This window comes from Kitasatospora sp. NPDC058063 (assembly GCF_042885395.1).
Lineage (GTDB): Bacteria > Actinomycetota > Actinomycetes > Streptomycetales > Streptomycetaceae > Kitasatospora > Kitasatospora lactacystinica.
The window spans coordinates 138,781-156,789 of record NZ_JBHVSD010000012.1 but is presented as its reverse complement, the minus strand read 5'-3'; the positions used below and the strand labels follow the sequence as shown (position 1 = coordinate 156,789).

Here is an 18,009-nt window from a genome sequence, read left to right as displayed (position 1 = left end):
GGACGGTACGCCGTCCGCCGGGGCCCACCCGTCCGGGACTCCCGGGAACCCAGTGGCGGATCAACTGCCGTCCGGGGCACCGGTGAACCGGAGGACGCCGTCCTCGATCGGGTCGGAGAGCAGGACCTTCCGGTCGTGCCGGTAGTCCATGACCATCCGCCACGGGAAGTCCCGTCCCTGGCGCGGCATCGCGTCCTTCGCGCGCCGGATGTAACCCGACGAGAGCTCGTCGACGACGCCGTCCCCGGTCGCGTTGGCCGCACGGTCGACGGGCACGGCGACGGTCCGGCCGGTGGCGTCCATGTGCTTCAGCAGCCGCACCAGGTAGGCGGCGGCGACGTCGACCTTCAGGGTCCACGAGGCGTTGGTGTAGCCGAAGACCCACGCCAGGTTGGGGATCCCCTCCAGCATGACGCTCTTGTACGTGCAGACGTCGTGCAGGCCGCGCACCTCGCCGTCGACACTGATCGACGCGCCGCCGAGGGCCTGCAGGTTCAGGCCGGTGGCCGTGACGACGACGTCCGCCGCCAGCTCCCGGCCGGACGCGAGCCTGATGCCCGTGGCGGTGAAGGTCTCGATGGTGTCCGTGACCACGGAGGCCCTGCCCTCGCGGAGCACCGTGAAGAGGTCGCCGTCCGGTACCGCGCACAGCCGCTCGTCCCACGGGTCGTACCTCGGGCTGAAGTGGGTCATGTCGAAGCCCTTGCCGACCCCGCGGCGCACGCCCGCCAGCAGCAGCCCGCGCACGGCCCGGGGGAAGCGCCGGGAGGCGTTGAAGAGGAGGCGCTGCAGCCTGATGTTGCGCCTGCGCGTCATCCGGTGGACCAGGGGCGCCGCCAGGACCTTCCGCTGCCACGCGGTGATCCGGTCGGTCGACGGCAGCGAGAAGACGTAAGACGGGGAGCGCTGCAGCATCGTCACGTGCTCCGCCGTGCCCGCCATCGCCGGAACGAGGGTCACGGCCGTGGCGCCGCTGCCGATGACGACGACCTTCTTCCCCGCGTAGTCGAAGTCCCGGGGCCAGTGCTGCGGGTGGATCCGCACGCCCTCGAACTGCCCGACGCCGGGGAACTCGGGCAGGTGGCCCCGGTCGTAGTCGTAGTAGCCGGTGCAGGTGACGAGGAACGAGCAGGTCCAGGTCTGCCGCTCGCCGCTCGCCTCGTGCAGCGCGGTCACCGTCCACTGCTGCCGCTCGCCCGACCAGTCGGCGGCCAGGACCCGGAGCCCGTAGTGGATCGACTCGTCGACGCCGTACTCCCTGGCGGTGGCCGCGACGTAGGTGCGGATCGACGCGCCGTCGGCGAGCACCTGGAGCCCGTCCCACGGGCGGAACTCGTAGCCGAAGGAGAACATGTCCGAGTCCGAGCGGACGCCGGGGTAGCGGAAGAGGTCCCAGGTGCCGCCGATGCCGTCGCGGCGCTCCAGGATCGCGAAGTCCCGGTCCGGAAGCTCCCGGCGCAGGCGGCAGGCGACGCCGATGCCGGAGAGGCCGGCACCGATGATGAGGACGGTGGCGTGGTTCGCGGTCATGCATCCACTGTCGCCCACCGCGCGGGCGCGGGTACCGTCTTTCCCCGACCGTGTCCGTTCAACGGCCTGTCAGGAAGCCGTTTCCGCTGCTTCCGAGTTCTCGGCGGCCACGCTCGCCCGCCACTCGTCAAGCAGCTGAAAGAACGCCTCCAGCGGCGGAACCGCGCCGGCGTTCCGCTCGATGAACTGGTACCAGCTGAGGCTCATCGGCCAACCGCGCGTCCAGCACAGCCACTGCTGGAACGGGCCGACCGGATCGAAATCGAACTGCTCGTCGACCCCGTGAATCCGCAGGGCGAGGCCGTACCCCGAGAAGAGCAGGCCCAAGTCGTCCAGCGAGCCGTTGCGCACGAACATGCCGGGCCGCTGCCGCACCTGTTCAAGGACGTCATAGATGTCCCGCCACTCATCGAACGGCTTGGGCTTCGGTCGGTCTCCAAGATCAGCTGACACCCGCCCACTCTACGTCGACGAGCCCGAACGAGATACGACTTGTCACACCGGACAGGGAGATCAGATGTCCGCTCACAGGCCGTCGGCGCGCCGGCGCGGGCCGGGCGACCGCTCCGGGGCCGCCGCGGGGCCCGGTCAGCCCCGGAAGACCTGCCACGCCATCGACGAGGCGTCCTCGCGCGTCGCCCAGTGATTGAGCGGAAGCGCCGGCAGGGCGGCCATCGAGGGGTCGCTCTCCAGCAGGTGCGCGGCATGCACCAGCCTGGGGCCGCCCTTCCACCAGCGCGGCTCGGTCCCCGAGAACGCCTGCCAGTCACCGTCCTCGTCGAGGTGGACACTCATGACGGGCTGCCCGCGACGCACTCGCTTCGACACGAACACCGGCTCGTCCGGGCTGAGGGTGTACACCGGACCGCAGTCCTTGTGCGACTCGACGGTCACGACGTCCTCCTTGGCTGATCAGACCCCCATCACAGCACAGTTCCGCCCGGCCGCCTCGGCCGGGGGCGGGCTCCGCCGAGGGCAGTCGCCCGGCCCCGGCAGGTGACATCCGGTTCGACGGCCCGACTTGAGCGACGGGGTCGAGCCGCCCTGGACCTAAGCCGTAGGGTTGCCGTGTGACGGATGAGCTGTTGTTGGAAACGACGCAGGTTGGCGGGACCGACGGGGCGGGCTGCCCTCGGTGCGAGGAGACGACAGAGATCACCGTGTTCCGCGAGCGGTACCGGCCCGTGCTCCGGGGCCGGGGTGTCGTGCGGTTCCTGGCGGCGGTGGTGCTCCTCGTCCTGGCCGCGAAACCGCTGCTCGGTGGGCACGCTGTCGGCGTGGTGCTGCTCGCCCTCGGCGTGCTGTCCGCCGTGTCGTGCGCGCGGGCCGTGGCACGGGCTCGCTCCGGTGGGCCGGTCGATGTCGTCTACTGCCACCATTGCACCGCCCGGTCCACGCGAACGGCGTGATGGGCGAGGCGCACACGCGACGAGGGCACAGGCGTTGACCGCCTCCCGGAGGGCCTCGGCCCGGCGACCTGAGGCGACGGACGCGGAGGACCGCGATCAGCACAAGGGGCTTCCGCCGCACGGAAAGTCGGACCGGCCGACTTCCCGTGCAGCGGGTGGACTCCGTGGGCCACGCCGCCGTCAGGAGCGCCGGCGACCGTTCCGGCGGGCGAGACGGAACACGGCGGCACCGACGCCCACGCAGAGCAGTGCACTCATCAGGAGGGCCGGTGTGCTGCTCCCGGTCTCGGGAAGCTGGCCCCCACCGTGGCCGGGCACCGGACCGGGCGAGTGGTGGTGGCTCGGGCCACCCGTGGGCGACGGGCCGCCGGACGCCGTGTGGCTCGGGCCGGTGGTCGGGGACTGCGAGTGGGTGGGAGAAGCCGTCGGTGACGGCGAGTGGCTGGGCGAGGAGGTCGGGGACGGCGAATGGGTGGGAGAAGCCGTCGGTGACGGCGAGTGGCTGGGCGAGGAGGTCGCGGTGGAGGACGGGGACGGGGACGGCGAGGGGGTGGCGCAGGCGACCTCCTCGATCACGACCTCCCCGTTGCCGCCGCGCGCTCCGGTGGTGAAGGTCGCGGAGGCCGGACCGAGGCTGGAGCCGCCGCCTCCCCCGCCGCCGTCGAGCGTGCCCTCCGTGGAGGAGCCGCCCGCGCCGCCCCCGTGGGCCCCGCCGCCGCCTCCGCCGCCGGTGCCCATGTGGGGGTCGCCGACGTTGATGGCCGCGTCGCCGCCCTTGGTGCCGGTGGCGCTGCCGCCGGCGAAGCCGTCACGGTCGGACCCGGTGGTGGCGGTTCCGCCCGCGCCACCCGCTCCCCCGCTGCCGCCGGACTTGCCGCCCTTGCCCGCCGCGCTCTGCCCGGTGTCGGCCCCGTCGGTTCCGGCCTGCCCGCCGTCGCCGCCCCGCGCGGTTCCGTCGTTGGTGAAGCTGCCGGCGCCTCCGCCGCCGCCGCCCGCGATGATCAGTGCGCTGCCACCCGTCGTCACGGTGGTGGCGCCTCCGCCGCCGGCACCGATGGCGCCGTTGCCGGGCCGGTGCTCCGCGTTGTAGGAGCCGCCCTGGCCGCCACCGCCGTACCCGCCGTAGGCCATGCTGCTGGGGACGGAGAGGTCGCCTCCGCTGCCCGCCTGCCCCACGTCGACGGTCAGCACCTGACCGCTCGTGACCCGGACCGTGGCTCGGACCTGACCGCCCTTCCCGCCGGGCGACCCGTAGACGGCGTCCCCTCCCGCTCCGCCGGAGGCCCGCACCACCAGCTCGCAGATCCCGTCGGGGACCGCGTACTGCTCGGGCGCGCCCTTGTAGTCGAATGTGTGGATTCCGGGGGCCGCCGACGCCTGTCGCGGGGCGCAGACGAGAAGGGCCGCCAAGGCGGCCGAGGCGGCGATTCCACCGGCTCCGTAGTGGATGTTTCTCATACGAATCTTGTAATCGAGCCGCGTTCCCCCCGGGGGTCAACACACGGTGCCGTCCGGGTGAACCGCGCGGGGCGGGAGCACGCCACCGTCGAGTGACGAGCATCAACCCGCCCCGAGAGCACGGGGGTTGGCGACCCCAGCCGCTCGGACCACCCGACCGGCCGTCGGCCCGGCGCCGCGACCCCGGAGAAGTTGTCGGCCCCGGAAAGCCGACTGGCACCGGAAAACCCGTTGGTCACGGCAGCCCCATCAGTGGTAAATATGTGACATGTTACAAGGCACTCGCATCACCCTCCGGGCCCGTCACGACGCCGACCTCCCGGTGCTCCTGGCCGAGCTGTACGACGACGTGGCGACCCGCTCGCGGGCCGACTCCCGCCCCTGGCGGCCCATCTCCCCGGGCTCGGCGGACTCCCCGTACGTGGTCGCCGGGCCGTCCGACGAGGCGGCGTGCTTCTCCGTGGTCGAGACGGCCTCCGGGGAGCTGGCCGGCGAGGCGCTGCTGTGGGGCATCGACGCCCACAACCGCAGCGCCCACGTGGGCCTCGCCCTGCTGCCGGGACACCGGGGGCGCGGGCTCGCACCGGACGTCCTGCGGGTGCTCTGCGACTACGCCTTCCCGGTGCTCGGCCTGCGGCGCCTGCAGCTGGAGACGCTGGCGGACAACGCCCCGATGCTCCGGGCCGCCACCGGCGTCGGCTTCACCGTCGAGGGGCGGCTGCGCCAAGCCGCCTGGGCGTACGGGGAGTTCGTGGACCAGATGGTGCTCGGACTGCTGGCCGAGGAGTGGCGCGGGTGAGCGAGGGCCCGTCCGGGCTGCGGGCCCTCCCGCACGGCTGGACCAACCGCACCGCGGGCGACGGCACCGTTGTGGTGAAACGCTACGAAGGTCCGGACGCCGAGGAGCGGCGCCGGCGCGAGCACCGGCTGCTGACCCTGCTGCACGGGCTGCTGCCGGTTCCCCCGGTGCTCGGCACCGAGCCGGGCGCCATCACGCTCGGCCACCTGCCCGGAGTGCCCGCGCAGGACCTGCTGGACGCCGGGCACGGCGCTCAGGTCCTGGCCGCCTGCGGGCGGGTGCTGCGACGGCTCCTGGCCGTCGACCCCGGCGTGGCCGGCGACGGTCCGGCGCCCCCGGGGTCGGTGCTGGTGCACGGGGACTTCGGGCCCAACAACCTGCTGCTGGACCCGGCGACCTTCGCCGTCACCGGCCTGCTGGACTGGGAGTTCGCCCGTCTCGGCGAGCCGGTGGAGGACCTGGCCTGGTGCGAGTGGATCGTCCGCATGCACCACCCGGCCCGGGCGGGCGCCCTGCACCACCTCTTCGACGCGTACGGGCAGCCGGTGCCGCCCTGGCCGCGGCGCCGGGCGGCCATGCTCGCCCGGTGCGCCGGGCTGGAGGAGTTCTGCCGCCGGGGTGACCCGGACGGGCCGGGGGTGCGCCAGTGGCAGGAGCGCGGGCGCCTGACGGCGGGCTGGCCGGAGCAGCCGGGGCCGCCCTCCTGACCCCGGTGGGGCAACGTTCCGGGCCCGCGTGCCAAGGGTCGTGACGAACTGTGAACGGATCTGGCGCCCGCCTTCACCGTTCCGATACGGTCTGGACCAATCAGCGGCCGATCTTCCTCCGGCATCGGTCCGCCGCGCTCCGAAAGCCCCCCGGGAGTCGTCATCAGCGCCCAGCCCGTCCCCGTCCCGCTCACGCTTCCGGCGCTCCTGGACCACCGGGCGGCGCTCCATCCCGAACGCACCGCGCTGCTCGTGCCCGGCGGCGGGAGCCTCACCTACGGCCGGTGGCGCGAGCGGGCGGTGCGGGCCGCGCACGGGCTGGCCCGGGCGGGCGTGCGGCCCGGGGACACGGTGGCGCTGCTGTTCACCAACCGGGAGTGGGACGCGTACGCCGTGGCGTTCCTGGCCGCCCACTACGCGGGCGCGGCCGGGCTGGTGATCCGCGAGGACCTGGCCCCGGCCGATGTGGAGCGGCTCGTCGAGGCGGCCGGGGCGCGCTGGGCGATCGCCGGGAACGGCCCGCGCACCACGCTGCCCACCTTCGCGCTCGACGGCTTGGAAGCCGGGCTCGACGGTCTCGACCCGACGGACGGCGCCCCGGACCGGATCGAGCCGCCGCACCGGGTCGCCCCCGGCGACCTGGCCCAGATCATCGGGACCTCCGGCACGACCGGCACCCCGAAGGGCGTCCGGGCCGCGCACGCGAGCCTGACCGCCGGTCTGGTCCTCAACCCCCGGCCCCGCCCGTACGCGCACTCACTGCACGCGGTGCACGCCTTCCCGATCGGCACCAACGCCGCCCAGGCGGTTCTGGTGAACGCGCTGACCGCGCAGCCCACGACGATCTGCCTGCCGCGCTTCGACGCGGAGGAATTCGGGCGGGTGGTCGAGGAGTTCGGCGCGGGCACGGTCTTCCTGGTGCCGTCGATGGCGGTGGAACTGCTGAACTCCGGGACGGCCGGCCGCCGGGACCTCGGCAGCGTCCTGCTGGTCGGTTCCACCGCCGCCGCGCTGCCGCCGGCCGTCGCCGCCGGGCTGAGCGCCGCGCTGCCGAAGGCGACGGTCGTCAACACCTACACCTCGGCCGAGGCCTCCCCCGCCCAGATCTCCGCGATCGTGGACCCCGGCCGCCCCGGCTCGGTGGGCCGCCCGACCGACCCGGCCGACCTGCGGATCCTGGACGAGGCCGGGGAGCCGGTGCCGCCCGGCGGGACCGGCGAGATCTGGCTGCGTCAGCCCGGGCCGCCGCGCGGATACGCCGGGGCGGCCTCCGACACCGTCTTCCGGGACGGCTGGGTGCGCATGGGCGACCTCGGCAGGCTGGACGGGGACGGTTTCCTCCATCTGGTCGACCGGGAGAGCGACATCGTCAAGTCCGGTGCGCTGAAGGTCTCGACGCTGCGGATCGAGGCCGTGCTGCACGAGCACCCGCAGGTCGCCGACGCGGCCGCGCTCGGTCTGCCGCATCCGGTGATGGGCCAGGTGCCGGTCGCCGCGGTGGTCCCGCTGCCGGGCGGAATCGATCCGGACGGTCTGCGGCTGTTCCTGAGCGAGCGGCTCGCCAGGCCCGAACTGCCGGTGCGCATCCTGGTGGTGGACTCCCTGCCCCGCAACCCGAGCGGCAAGGTGGTCAAGCACGAGCTGCGGACCGCGTTCGACGAGCCCGCCCCGGTGACGGGAAGGGCCCCGGAGACGGAGCGGGAGCTCGCCCTGGCCGGCCTGTGGCGGACGGTGCTGGGACGGCCGGTCCGGGCGGTGGAGGAGGAGTTCTTCGCCCTCGGCGGGGACTCGTTCCGCGCGGTCCAGCTGGCCGCCGCGATCTCCGCCGAGTTCGGCGTGGCGGCTCGCACGGCGCTGGTCTTCGAGCGCCCCTCGCTCCGCGCCCAGGCGGCCTGGCTGGAGCGGGCCGAAGCCTCGGCGGCCGGGCCGGTGGAGCGGTCCGGGGCCGAGGTGTCGGACTTCCTCCGCTCGCTGCGCGCACAGCCGCACGATCTGCCGCTCACCTCCCAGCAGGAGAACTTCCTGCGCTGGATGGCCGAGGCCCCGGGCCGCAACGTCGGCGCGGTGGCGGTGATGTTCCGGGTGACGGAGGCCCTGCGGACGGACGTCCTGGCCGACGCCCTGCACGAGGCGATCCGCCGCCATCCCGCGCTGCGGACCAGGTTCGTCCCGGTGCCCGGCGCCGAACCGGGGGTGCTGCGGGCCGTCCTGGACGACGAACCGCACGCGGACGTGGTGCTGGTGGAGGCACCCGGCGCGAGCGACGACGAGGTGTCGGCGCGGCTGGTCGCCGTGCGCGACCGGCTGACGGACGTCGCCGCGGGGCCGATGACCAGGCTGGCCGTGGTGAGCCGCGGACCGGAGGACCACGTCGTCCTGCTGGCCGTCCACCACCTCGTCAGCGACGGCTGGTCGCTGGGCGTGCTCCTGCGCGAGCTGGGGGTGGCGTACTCGGCGCTGCGCCACGGGCGCCGGGTGCCGGCCGCCCGGCCCGGCCCGGAGTACCGCGAGCTGGTGGAGTGGTCGAACGCCCACTGGCCGGCGTCCCGGACGCACTTCGCGGCGGCGCTCGCGGACGCGCCCGCCGCGATCGACCCCTTCCCGGGGCGCCGGCACACCGAGGTGGTGCTGAGCGCCGCCCACGCGTTCACGGTGCTCCCGGAGGCGGCGGACGCGCTGCGGGCCAGGGCGGCGGAGCTGGGGGCCACGCCGTTCCTGGCGGTGGCGGCGGTCTGGAGCGGCCTGCTGGCCGCCCGCAGCGGACAGCCGGACCTCGTCCTCATGACGCCGGTGCCCGGCCGGACCAGGCCGGAGGCGGAGCGGGCGGTCGGCTGCTTCGTGCAGTCGCTGCTGGTGCGGGTGGACGTGTCGGGCGCGCCGGGCTTCGCCGAACTGCTCGACCGGGTCCGGTCCGCCGCCACCGCCGCGCTCGACCACCAGCTCTACCCGTTCGCGGAGTTCAGCCCGCTGGTGCCGTTCGCGGCCTGGCTGAGGTACGAGAGCTGGAGTGCGCCGGCCCAGCTGCCGGGGGTGGCCTGCGCGGCCTGGGAGCTGCCCCGCAACGCCACGGTGCCGTACCCGCTGCCGGGCGGTGACCGGCACGTCCCGGAGCTGGCGGTCACCGAGCAGCCGGACGGCGCGCTGCGGTGCTGGCTGCGGTACAACGAGCACGCCTTCGAGGCGGCGGCGGTGTCGGCGCTGGCCGAGGACCTCGCCGCGGCGCTGGCCGGGGCGGCCGGTATCTGACACGAGGAAAGCGGGGGTGCGGCCATCACGGCCGCACCCCCGGAACGCCCCGGAACGCCCCCGGAACTCCCTCGAAACGCCCCCGGAACGCCCTCGGGCCCGGCTTCCCCTGCGCGCGGAAGCCGGGCTCCGCCCGTTCAGCCGGAGAGGCGCCCGGCCGCCTCCTCCTCGGTGAGCGCGTCGATCTCGGCGATCAGCAGCGCCTCGATCCGGGCCGCGAGGGCGGCCGGTGTGCTGCTCTCGAACACGTCGCGGATGGGGATGTCGAGTCCGATCCCGGCCCGGATCCGCGCGGCGACCCGGGTGACCAGGAGGGAGTCCCCGCCGAGCGCGAGGAAGTCGTCGAACACCCCGACCCGCGGGACTCCGAGGACCTCCTGCCACAGGTCGGTGACCAGCTGCTCGGCGTCGGTGCGCGGCGCGACGTAGCCCGCTCCGGCGGCCGGCCCGGGGTCGGGCAGGGCCGCGAGGTCGGGTTTGCCGTTCGGGGTCAGCGGCAGCCGGGCCAGGGTGAGCACGGTGTCCGGGACCATGTAGGCGGGAAGCCGCAGGGCGAGGTGCTCGCGCAGCTCGGCCGGTCCGGGCTCGGCGCCCGGGCACGGGACGGCGTACGCCAGCAGTCTCCGGCCGTCGCGGACCAGCACGGCGGCCTGGGCGACGGCCGGGTGCGCGGTCAGCGCGGACTCGATCTCCGCGGGCTCGATCCGGTAGCCGCGCAGCTTCAGCTGGGCGTCGCCGCGCCCCAGGAACTCCAGCCGGCCGTCCGCCCGCCACCGGGCGCGGTCCCCGGTGCGGTACATCACGCCGCCGAGGAACGGATCGGGCACGAAGGCGGTCGCGGTGAGGTCGGGCCGGCCCAGGTAGCCCCGGGCCAGGCCGCTGCCGCCGATGTACAGCTCGCCCTCGGCTCCCCGGGGCAGCAGCCCGCCGCGCTCGTCCAGCACGTGCAGCGCGACCCCGGGCAGCGGGCGGCCCAGCGAGGGCCGGCGCTCGGTGTCGGCGGCCGTCAGCTCGGCCGCGGTGACGATCACGGTGGCCTCGGTGGGGCCGTAGGTGTTCACGAGTCGGACGGCGTCCCCGTGCCGTCGGCGCCACCGGGCGACCGTGTCGGCGCGCGCCTCGGAACCGCCGATGACCACCAGGCGCAGTGCCTCCGGCCAGCGGGTCTGCTCGCCGAGGCCGACGAGTTCCTCCCAGTAGGCGGTCGGCAGGTCGAGCACGGTGACGGACCGGCCGGACGGGCCGTCCAGCAGGTCGGGCAGGGTCCGGCCGCCGCCGGGCAGCAGCACGACGCACGCCCCGGCCGCCAGGGCCGGCCAGAGCTCCTCCACGTGGGTGTCGAAGCCGAGGGAGGCGAACTGGACGATCCGGTCGGCGGGGCCCAGCGCGTAGCCGTCCGGGCCCGTCATCCAGTCGATCCGGGCGGACACCGCCGGGTGGTCGACGGCGACGGCCTTCGGTGTGCCGGTGGATCCGGAGGTGTAGAGGACGTAGGCCGGGCCCCGCGGGTCGGGCGGGGCGAGGTCGGCGGTCCCGGCGCCGGGCAGGTCGGCGGTACCGGCGCCGGGCAGGTCCGCGCCGGTGAGGGTGAGGACGGCGTCGGCCTCGCGGACCATCAGGGCGCGGCGGTCCTCGGGGTGGGCCGGGTCGAGCGGGAGGTAGGCGGCGCCGGCCTTCCAGACCGCGGTCAGGGCGACGACCAGGTCGAAGGAGGGCGCCATCGACACCGCGACCACCCGGCCCGCCACCGGCCCGAGCCGGTGCGCCAGTTCGGTGGACCGCCGGTCGAGTTCGGCGTAGGACAGCGTCCGGCCGTCGCAGTCCAGGGCGGGCGCGTCCGGCCGCGCGGCGACCTGGTCCGCGAACCGCTCCAGCACCGTTCGCACGGTGGCGGGAGCGGTCGGCCCCGCGCCCAGGGCGAGCAGTGCCGCCCGCTCCCGCGCTCCGACGAACCAGTCGCCGTGCAGGGGGAGTTCCGGGTCCTCGACGATCCGCGTGTACAGCTCGCGGCACCGGCCGCCGAGCGCCTCGACGGTCTCCCGGTCGAAGAGCTCGCGGTCGTAGCAGAAGGAGAGCGTGATGCCGCCGTCGGCGGTGCGCCAGCTGTCGAGCAGCAGGTCGGTCTTGGCCTGCTCGAAGCCGGAGTCCATGCTCGTGGTGCGGACGCCCGCGGGCAGCGCGGGTTCGCCGGAGCCGTCCGCGAGGTCGTTCTGGCTCTGGTGGACGAAGACGGCCTGGTAGAGCGGTCCGGCTCCGGTGTCCGCGGGCAGGCCGAGGTGGGCGGCGAGCCGCTCGGCCGGGGCGTCGGGACGGCTCAGGGCGGCGAGCGCGGCGGACCTGGTCCGCTTCAGCACCCCGCGGAAGTCGGGGTCCCCGGTCAGGTCCGACCTGATCACCGCGGTGCGGTTGAAGTAGCCGAGCAGCGCTTCGTGCGCCGCCTCGGTGCGGCCCGCCAGCGGGGTGCCGACCACGAAGTCCCGGCAGCCGGTCCAGCGGGCGAGCACGCACTGGTAGCCGGTGAGCAGCACCATGAACGGGGTGCACCGCTCCTGGCGGGCCAGCCGGTCGAGGGCGGCGGTCAGCTCGGGGCCGAGGTCGACGGTGACGAAGCCGGCGGGTCTGGTGGGGTCCGACGGTCTCGGCCGGTCGAACGGGAGGCGCAGCGCTCCGGTGCCGGCGAGCCGGTCCGCCCAGAACCGGAACGCTTCCTCGCCCGCCTCCCCGCCGGTCCTGGCCTGTTCGGCGCGGGCGAAGTCGCCGTACTGCAAGGGGAGTTCGGGCAGCTCGGCCGGTGCCTCGCCGATCGCCTCGCGGTAGAGGGCCAGCAGTTCGCGCCACATCGTGCGGAAGGACCAGCCGTCGGCGACGATGTGGTGGACGACGACGCTGACCGCGTGTTCCCGCTCCCCCGCGCTGATCAGGGTCGCGCGCAGGGGCGGCGCGGCGGCGAGGTCGAACGGCGCGTTGACGTACGGGCGGCAGGCGTCGGTGAAGTCCGCCTCGGTGGCTCCCTCGGGCAGGCGGAGGGTAATCAGGTCGATCGCGGCGGGGGGCTGGACCAGCTGGACGGGCTCCGCGGCCTCGGGGTCGTCGTACCCGAAGCGGGTGCGGAGGATCTCGTGCCGTTCGGCCAGCCGGCCGAGGGCGGTGCGCAGGGCCCGCGGATCGATCGGCCCGGTCCAGCGCCGGTTGAGGTACATGTTGAAGCCGGCGTCGTCCGGGTGGAGCTGCTGGAGGAACCAGAGCCGGCGCTGTTCGGCGGTCAACGGGTGGGTGGCGGTGGTGGTCACCGGACGGTCACCTCGGTCTCGGAGCGGTGCGGGAGGGTGGGCGCGTCGGCGTCGGCGTCGCCGGACGGCCGGGCGGTGCCGGCGGCCCGGTCCTGGATGGCCTTGAGGCCGACCAGGTCGTCGGGCTCGGCGTCGGGGACGTCCCGGTCGAAGTGCCGCAGCACCGGGACGGCCAGGCAGACCAGCGCGAGGGCGGCCATGGCGAGGCCGAACAGCAGGTAGAGCAGTCCGATGCCGCGGCCGTCGCCGGTGCCGATGAGCCGGCCGACGGTGGAGGCGAGGGCGCCGCCGCGGTCCATCAGCGGCTGGAGGAGTCCGGGGCCGAAGGGGGCGACGACGGCGAACCCGACCGGCAGGGTCGACCAGGCGACCATGGTGTTGACCGCGATCACCCGGCCGTGGAAGCGCAGCGGCACCTTGGTCTGCACGATGGTCGCGTAGGCGCCGTTGAGCAGGGCGAGCGCGAAGGTCATGCCGAACGCGCCGAGGGCGACCGTCCAGATCGACGGGCGCAGCCCGGTGAGCAGGCAGGCCCCGGCGACCGCCAGGGTGGCGAGCAGCACCCCGCGCAGCTTCCGTCGGCGCGGTCCGCCCCAGGCCACCAGGGTGATCCCGCCGAGCACGGCGCCGAGGCCGGCCGCCGTGGACACCCAGCCGGCCGCGGAGAGCGGGGCGAAGGAGAGCACGAGCGGGGTGGTGAGCAGGAACAGCGGGGAGAGGAAGACGTTCAGGACCGCGAAGTACAGCAGCATCGCGCGGAAGTGGCTGCTGCCGAGGGCCCGTCGGAAGCCTTCGCGGATCTCGGCGGGAATGCTCTCCCGCCGGGTGGAGCCCATCACGTCCGGGAAGCGCACGGCCAGGGTGACGCCGATGGCGACCGCGTAGCCGGCCACGTCGAGGGCGAGGATGCCGCCGAGCCCGATGGCGGCGAGCAGGCCGACGGCGAACAGCGGGACGAGGAACTGGGCGAGGCCGAAGGCCATCTGGACCACGCCGTTGGCGCGGCCGAGGTAGCGCTTGGGGACGAGCTGCGGCACGGCCGCGTTCCAGGCGAGCCGTTGGAAGGAGAGGGCGGCGGACAGCACGGCGACGAGCGCGTAGGCGTGCCAGACCTCCAGTCCGCCGGTGGCGTACAGCAGGAGCAGGACGACCTGGGTGAGGCCGGCGGCGAAGTCGCCGAGGAGCATGGTCCGGCGCCGGTCGCCCCGGTCGACGATCGCTCCGGCGATCGGGGCGGCGAGGATGCCGGGCACCAGGCCGCAGGCGGCCAGCAGCCCGAACTGGGCGAGGGAGCCGGTGCGCAGGTAGATCCAGACCGGGAGGGCGAACTCGGTGAGCGCCGATCCGATCATCGACACCTGCTGCCCGGAGGCGACGGTGAGGAAGCGGCGCATGGTCGGGCGGACGGGCGCCTGCGCGTCCTGCGCGACCGGCCGTTCGGCGTCCCGGGAGAGCCCGGCGAGCCACCAGGTGGCGCCCTCCGTCCGGCGGTGGCGGTCCTCCTGCCCCGCGGCGATCGACCGGTGGACGCCGGTGACGACGGCCGCGAGCTCGGCGGCCCGGTACTTGAGGTAGAAGTGGCCGGCCTCGTCGAGGACCACCACGGCGGTGGTGTCGGCGATCCGGTGCCACTCGCGGAAGCGCTCCTGGTAGAACTCGGTGGCCGGGTCGCGGTCGCCGCAGACCGCGATCACGGGGGCCTTGATCCGTCCGCCCTCGGTCCCGAACATCCGGGTGAAGTACCGTTCGACGTCCTTGGTGCCGGTGCGGCGGTTGCGGACGATCAGCCGCAGCTGCTCCGGGTCCAGGTCGTCGGTGTCCATCCCGGCGGCGGCCAGGCCGTTGATCATGTCCTGGTCGCTGCGCATCCGGTCGAGGAGTTCGGCCCAGCGCTCGCCGACGGCCGCGCCGCGTCCCCTGGGGCGGGCGAAGGGGAAGATGCCGCCGAGGTGGACCGCGTCGATCTCCCGGCCGGCGGCCTCGACCCGGCGGGCGATCTCGACGGCGAGGCGCACGCCCACCCCGCAGTGCCCGTACAGCACGATCCGGCCCTCGACGCCCTCGACGATCTCGCGCGCGCACCGGTCGGCGACCTCGTCGACGTCCATCGGTTCCTCGCCGAGTTCGTGGCCGGGGACGGCGATGGAGTGCAGCGCCCAGTCCTCGGGCAGGGCGTCGGCGAGCGGCTTGTAGATCAGCGCGCTGCCGCCGCCGTAGGGGGCGCAGACGACGCTCGCGGTGGTGCGGCGGCGTTCGGGGGTGAGCCGGTGCAGCAGCCCCTGCGGCCCCCGGTCGGCGCCCGGGTCGGTGACGAGCCCGGCGAGCTGCCGGACGGTCGGGAAGCGGAAGAGGTCCATCACGCCGACCGGGGTCGGCAGGTCGGGGAAGGTGCGGCGCAGCCGGGCGACGACCTGGGTGGCGAGCAGCGAGTGCCCGCCGATCTCGAAGAAGTCGTCGAGGGCGCCGACCTTCGCGACGTCGAGCACCTCGGCCCAGATCGCGGCGATCAGCGTCTCGGTGTCGCCCTCGGGTTCGACGTGTCCGGCGGCCGGGGCGGTGTCCTCGGGTTCGGGCAGCGCCTTGCGGTCGACCTTGCCGTGGGCCAGCAGCGGCAGGCGGTCCAGGACGACGAACCGGGCGGGGACCATGTAGTCCGGCAGGACCTCGCCGAGCGTCACCCGCAGTTCGGCCGCGGCGGGGACGGCCGCACCGGCCGCGCGTTCGAGGTAGGCGACGAGGTTCTGCCGGATCCCCTCGCCGCGGACGGTGACGAAGGCCTGGGTGACGCCGGGCAGCGCGGTGAGCGCGGCCTCGATCTCGCCGGGCTCGACCCGGTAGCCGCGGACCTTGATCTGGTCGTCGGCGCGGCCCAGGTACTCCAGCACGCCTCCGCCGGCCTCCGGCCGCCAGCGGGCCAGGTCGCCGGTGCGGTACATCCGGCCGCCGGCGAAGGGGTCCTCGACGAAACGTTCCGCCGTCAGCTCGGGACGGCCCAGGTAGCCGCGGGCCAGCCGGTCCCCGCCGAGGTACAGCTCGCCGGTCACGCCGGGCGGCACCGGCCGCCGGGCCGCGTCCAGGACGTAGCAGCGCGCGCCTGCGAGCGGGGTGCCGATCGGGGTGTTCCCCGGGCCGTGCTCCCCCGGCAGGACCTCGTGGACGGTGACGCCGACCGTCGCCTCGGTGGGGCCGTAGTGGTTGAACACCGCGCAGTCGCCCCGGCCGGCCAGATCGGCGGCCCAGGCCCAGGACGAGGCCTCCCCGCCGAGCACCAGAGCGCGGCGCGGCAGCAGGCGTTCGAGCGGGGCGTCGGCGGACAGCGCGGCCAGGTGGGAGGGCGTCATCTTGAGGTAGTCGAGCGCCGACGCCTCGATGTGCGCGGCGAGTTCGGCGCCGGCGATGCGCCGCGGCAGCAGGTGCACCCGGCCGCCGGTGGTGAGCGCCAGGTAGAGCATCGTGATGCTGAAGTCGAACGACAGGGACTGCAGCAGCCCGTAGCGGGCGCCGGGCTCGATCCTCAGCCGTTCCCGCACGCCGGCCAGGTAGTTGAGGATCTCGCGGTGCTGCACCGCGACGCCCTTGGGCTGCCCGGTGGAGCCGGAGGTGTAGATGACGTAGGCGAGGTCGTCCGGCCCGGACGCCTCGGCGAGCGGCGCGTCCTGCGGCACTCCGTCCGGCGCGGCGTCGGCGCGGTCCACCAGCAGCTCCGCGCCCCCGTACGCGGGGAACCGCTCCCGCAGCTCCGTGTCCGTCACCAGCACCCGCACGTCCGCGTCGGCCACCAGGTGGGAGAGCCGCGCGGGCGGCTGCTCCGGGTCCAGCGGCAGGTAGCAGCCGCCGGCCTTCAGCACGGCGACCAGGGCGACCGCCAGGTCCGGGGACTGTTCCAGGCACACCGCCACCCGGTCGTCCCGGCCGACGCCCAGGGCCCGCAGCCGCCGGGCCAGGGCCGTCGCCCGCGCGTCGAGTTCGCGGTGGGTGACGGTGGCGTCCTCGAAGACCAGCGCGGGGCGGTCGCCCGCCTGCCGGGCCGCCGCCGCGAGCAGCGCGGTCAGCGTTCCGGGCCCGTCCTCGGGGAGCGGCGGGCCGGCCGCCCACTCCTCGACCAGGTCGCGGTGCTCGGTGCGGGTCGTCACCGGCAGGTCCTCGACGGCCCGGTCCGGATCGGCCGTGGCCGCCGTCATCAGGACCTCGAAGCGCTCGGTGAGGCGTCGCACGGTGTCGGCGTCGAAGAGGTCGGTCCGGTAGGTGATCAGCCCGAAGAGCCCGCCGTCCTTCTTCTCCCGCAGGTAGAAGGCGAGGTCGGAGTGGCTCGTGGTGGCGGCGTGCCCGAAGCCCTCCGCGCCGGCGGCGGGTGCGGTGGGGGCGGCGCGGTCGCCGTAGTTCTGGAACGCGAAGGTGGCCTGGAACACCGCCGAGCGGCTGACGTCCCGCTCGATGTCCAGATCGGCGACCATCTGCTCGAAGGGCACCTCCTGGTGGGTGTAGGCGTTCAGCGTGGTCTCCCGCACCCGACCGACCAGCTGCCCGAAGGTGAGTCCCTCCTCCAGCCGGGCGCGGATCGGCAGCATGTTGACGAAGGCCCCGACCACCGCCTCCAGTTCCCGGTGGAGACGGCCGGCCACGGCCGAGCCGATCGCGAAGTCCCGCTGACCGGTGTGCCGGCCGAGCAGCACCTGGAGCCCGGCCATCAGCACCATGTACGTCGACGCGCCGCGGGCGCGGGCGCACTCGGCGACGGCGCGGGCGAGTTCCGGGCTCCAGTGCAGTTCCACGGCGGCGCCGTCGAAGGTGAGCAGTGGCGGCCGGGGCCGGTCGACGGGCAGTTCCAGGGCGGGGACGTCGGCGAGTTCGGTGCGCCAGTAGTCGCGGGAGGCGGCCAGGGCGCCGCTGTCCAGCCGGTCCCGCTGCCAGCGTGCGTAGTCCCCGAACTGGACGGGGACGGGCGGGAGTTCGTGCTCCGCGCCGTGGGCGTACCGGGCGTGGAGCAGGTCCAGTTCGCGGTTGAGGATGTCGATCGACCAGCCGTCGCCGACGATGTGGTGCATGACCAGGGCGAGGACGTGGTCCTCGGCGGAGAGCCGGACGAGCAGGGCGCGCAGCAGCGGCCCGGTGGCGAGGTCGAAGGGTCTGGCGACCAGCGCCCCGATCTCGTCGGCGGCTCTTCGGCCGGGGTCGGGATCGTCCGAGGCGTCCACGAAGGCGGCGGCGAAGGGCCCCGGTTCGGCGACCACGACCTCGGCCCTGCCGTCCTCCGTGACCGGGAAGGTCATCCGCAGGCCCTCGTGCCGTGCCACCAGGGCGGCCAGGGCGGTGTCCAGCGCCGAGCGGTCCAGCGGGCCGCGCAGCCGCCGGGCCGGGGCGAGCGTGTAGGCCGTCCCGCCGGGCGAGAACTGGTCCATGAACCAGAGCCGTTCCTGTCCGCTGGACAGGGGCGGGGCGCTGCCCTCCGGGCGGGGCTCGACCACCCGCACCGGGGCCGCGGCGCCGCGCAGGCGCTGGGCGAGGAGGGATCGTTTGGTGGCGGACCAGCCCGCGGGCAGGTCCTGGGTGTCGGTCATCGGCAGTCCGTT

Annotated in this window: 10 protein-coding genes; 4 read left to right on the top strand and 6 right to left on the bottom strand. The window is 74.8% G+C overall.

The features are described 5' to 3' along the window. Positions 1–60: 60 nt before the first annotated feature. From ACFVUY_RS22415 to ACFVUY_RS22405, 3 genes are all read right to left on the bottom strand, one after another. A complete protein-coding gene (locus ACFVUY_RS22415) occupies positions 61–1,530 on the bottom strand; it encodes a flavin-containing monooxygenase (protein WP_387732412.1) in 1,470 nt (489 codons plus the stop codon). Between the two features lie 69 nt (positions 1,531–1,599). Beyond that, positions 1,600–1,983: a hypothetical protein gene (locus ACFVUY_RS22410; protein ID WP_387732410.1), complete on the bottom strand. Its 384-nt coding sequence runs from the start codon at positions 1,981–1,983 to the stop codon at positions 1,600–1,602. 135 nt (positions 1,984–2,118) lie between these two features. Next, the gene (locus ACFVUY_RS22405; RefSeq protein WP_387732408.1) at positions 2,119–2,424 is read right to left on the bottom strand and encodes a hypothetical protein; all 306 of its coding nucleotides are present in this window, start codon (positions 2,422–2,424) and stop codon (positions 2,119–2,121) included. A gap of 176 nt (positions 2,425–2,600) precedes the next feature. Between ACFVUY_RS22405 and ACFVUY_RS22400 the strand changes: the two genes are divergently transcribed. Next, positions 2,601–2,939 carry a hypothetical protein gene (locus ACFVUY_RS22400; RefSeq protein ID WP_387732406.1) on the top strand — a complete coding sequence of 113 codons (339 nt, stop codon included), beginning with the start codon at positions 2,601–2,603 and terminating at the stop codon, positions 2,937–2,939. Positions 2,940–3,119: 180 nt separating this feature from the next. Here the strand turns inward: ACFVUY_RS22400 and ACFVUY_RS22395 are convergent, their stop codons facing one another. Next, the gene (locus tag ACFVUY_RS22395; protein ID WP_387732404.1) at positions 3,120–4,397 is read right to left on the bottom strand and encodes a hypothetical protein; all 1,278 of its coding nucleotides are present in this window, start codon (positions 4,395–4,397) and stop codon (positions 3,120–3,122) included. Between the two features lie 268 nt (positions 4,398–4,665). Between ACFVUY_RS22395 and ACFVUY_RS22390 the strand changes: the two genes are divergently transcribed. The 3 genes from ACFVUY_RS22390 (at position 4,666) to ACFVUY_RS22380 (ending at position 9,149) form a co-directional block, all read left to right on the top strand. Further along, the gene (locus ACFVUY_RS22390) at positions 4,666–5,196 is read left to right on the top strand and encodes a GNAT family N-acetyltransferase (protein ID WP_387690173.1); all 531 of its coding nucleotides are present in this window, start codon (positions 4,666–4,668) and stop codon (positions 5,194–5,196) included. Next, on the top strand, positions 5,193–5,903 hold the full coding sequence (locus ACFVUY_RS22385; protein WP_387732402.1) for a phosphotransferase: 711 nt from the start codon (positions 5,193–5,195) through the stop codon (positions 5,901–5,903). The genes ACFVUY_RS22390 and ACFVUY_RS22385 overlap by 4 nt, the downstream gene beginning before the upstream one ends. 99 nt (positions 5,904–6,002) lie before the next feature. Further along, positions 6,003–9,149 (top strand): AMP-binding protein, encoded by a 3,147-nt coding sequence (locus ACFVUY_RS22380; RefSeq protein WP_387732584.1) that lies wholly within the window; start codon positions 6,003–6,005, stop codon positions 9,147–9,149. A gap of 137 nt (positions 9,150–9,286) precedes the next feature. On the opposite strand, the gene ACFVUY_RS22375 is transcribed toward ACFVUY_RS22380, so the two are convergent. Next, entirely contained in the window at positions 9,287–12,439 is a 3,153-nt protein-coding gene (locus ACFVUY_RS22375; protein WP_387732399.1) for an amino acid adenylation domain-containing protein, read from the bottom strand. Next, complete coding sequence (locus tag ACFVUY_RS22370) at positions 12,436–17,997, bottom strand: amino acid adenylation domain-containing protein (protein ID WP_387732397.1); 5,562 nt, start codon at positions 17,995–17,997, stop codon at positions 12,436–12,438. Before ACFVUY_RS22370 ends, ACFVUY_RS22375 begins: the two co-directional genes overlap by 4 nt. Positions 17,998–18,009 lie beyond the last annotated feature (12 nt).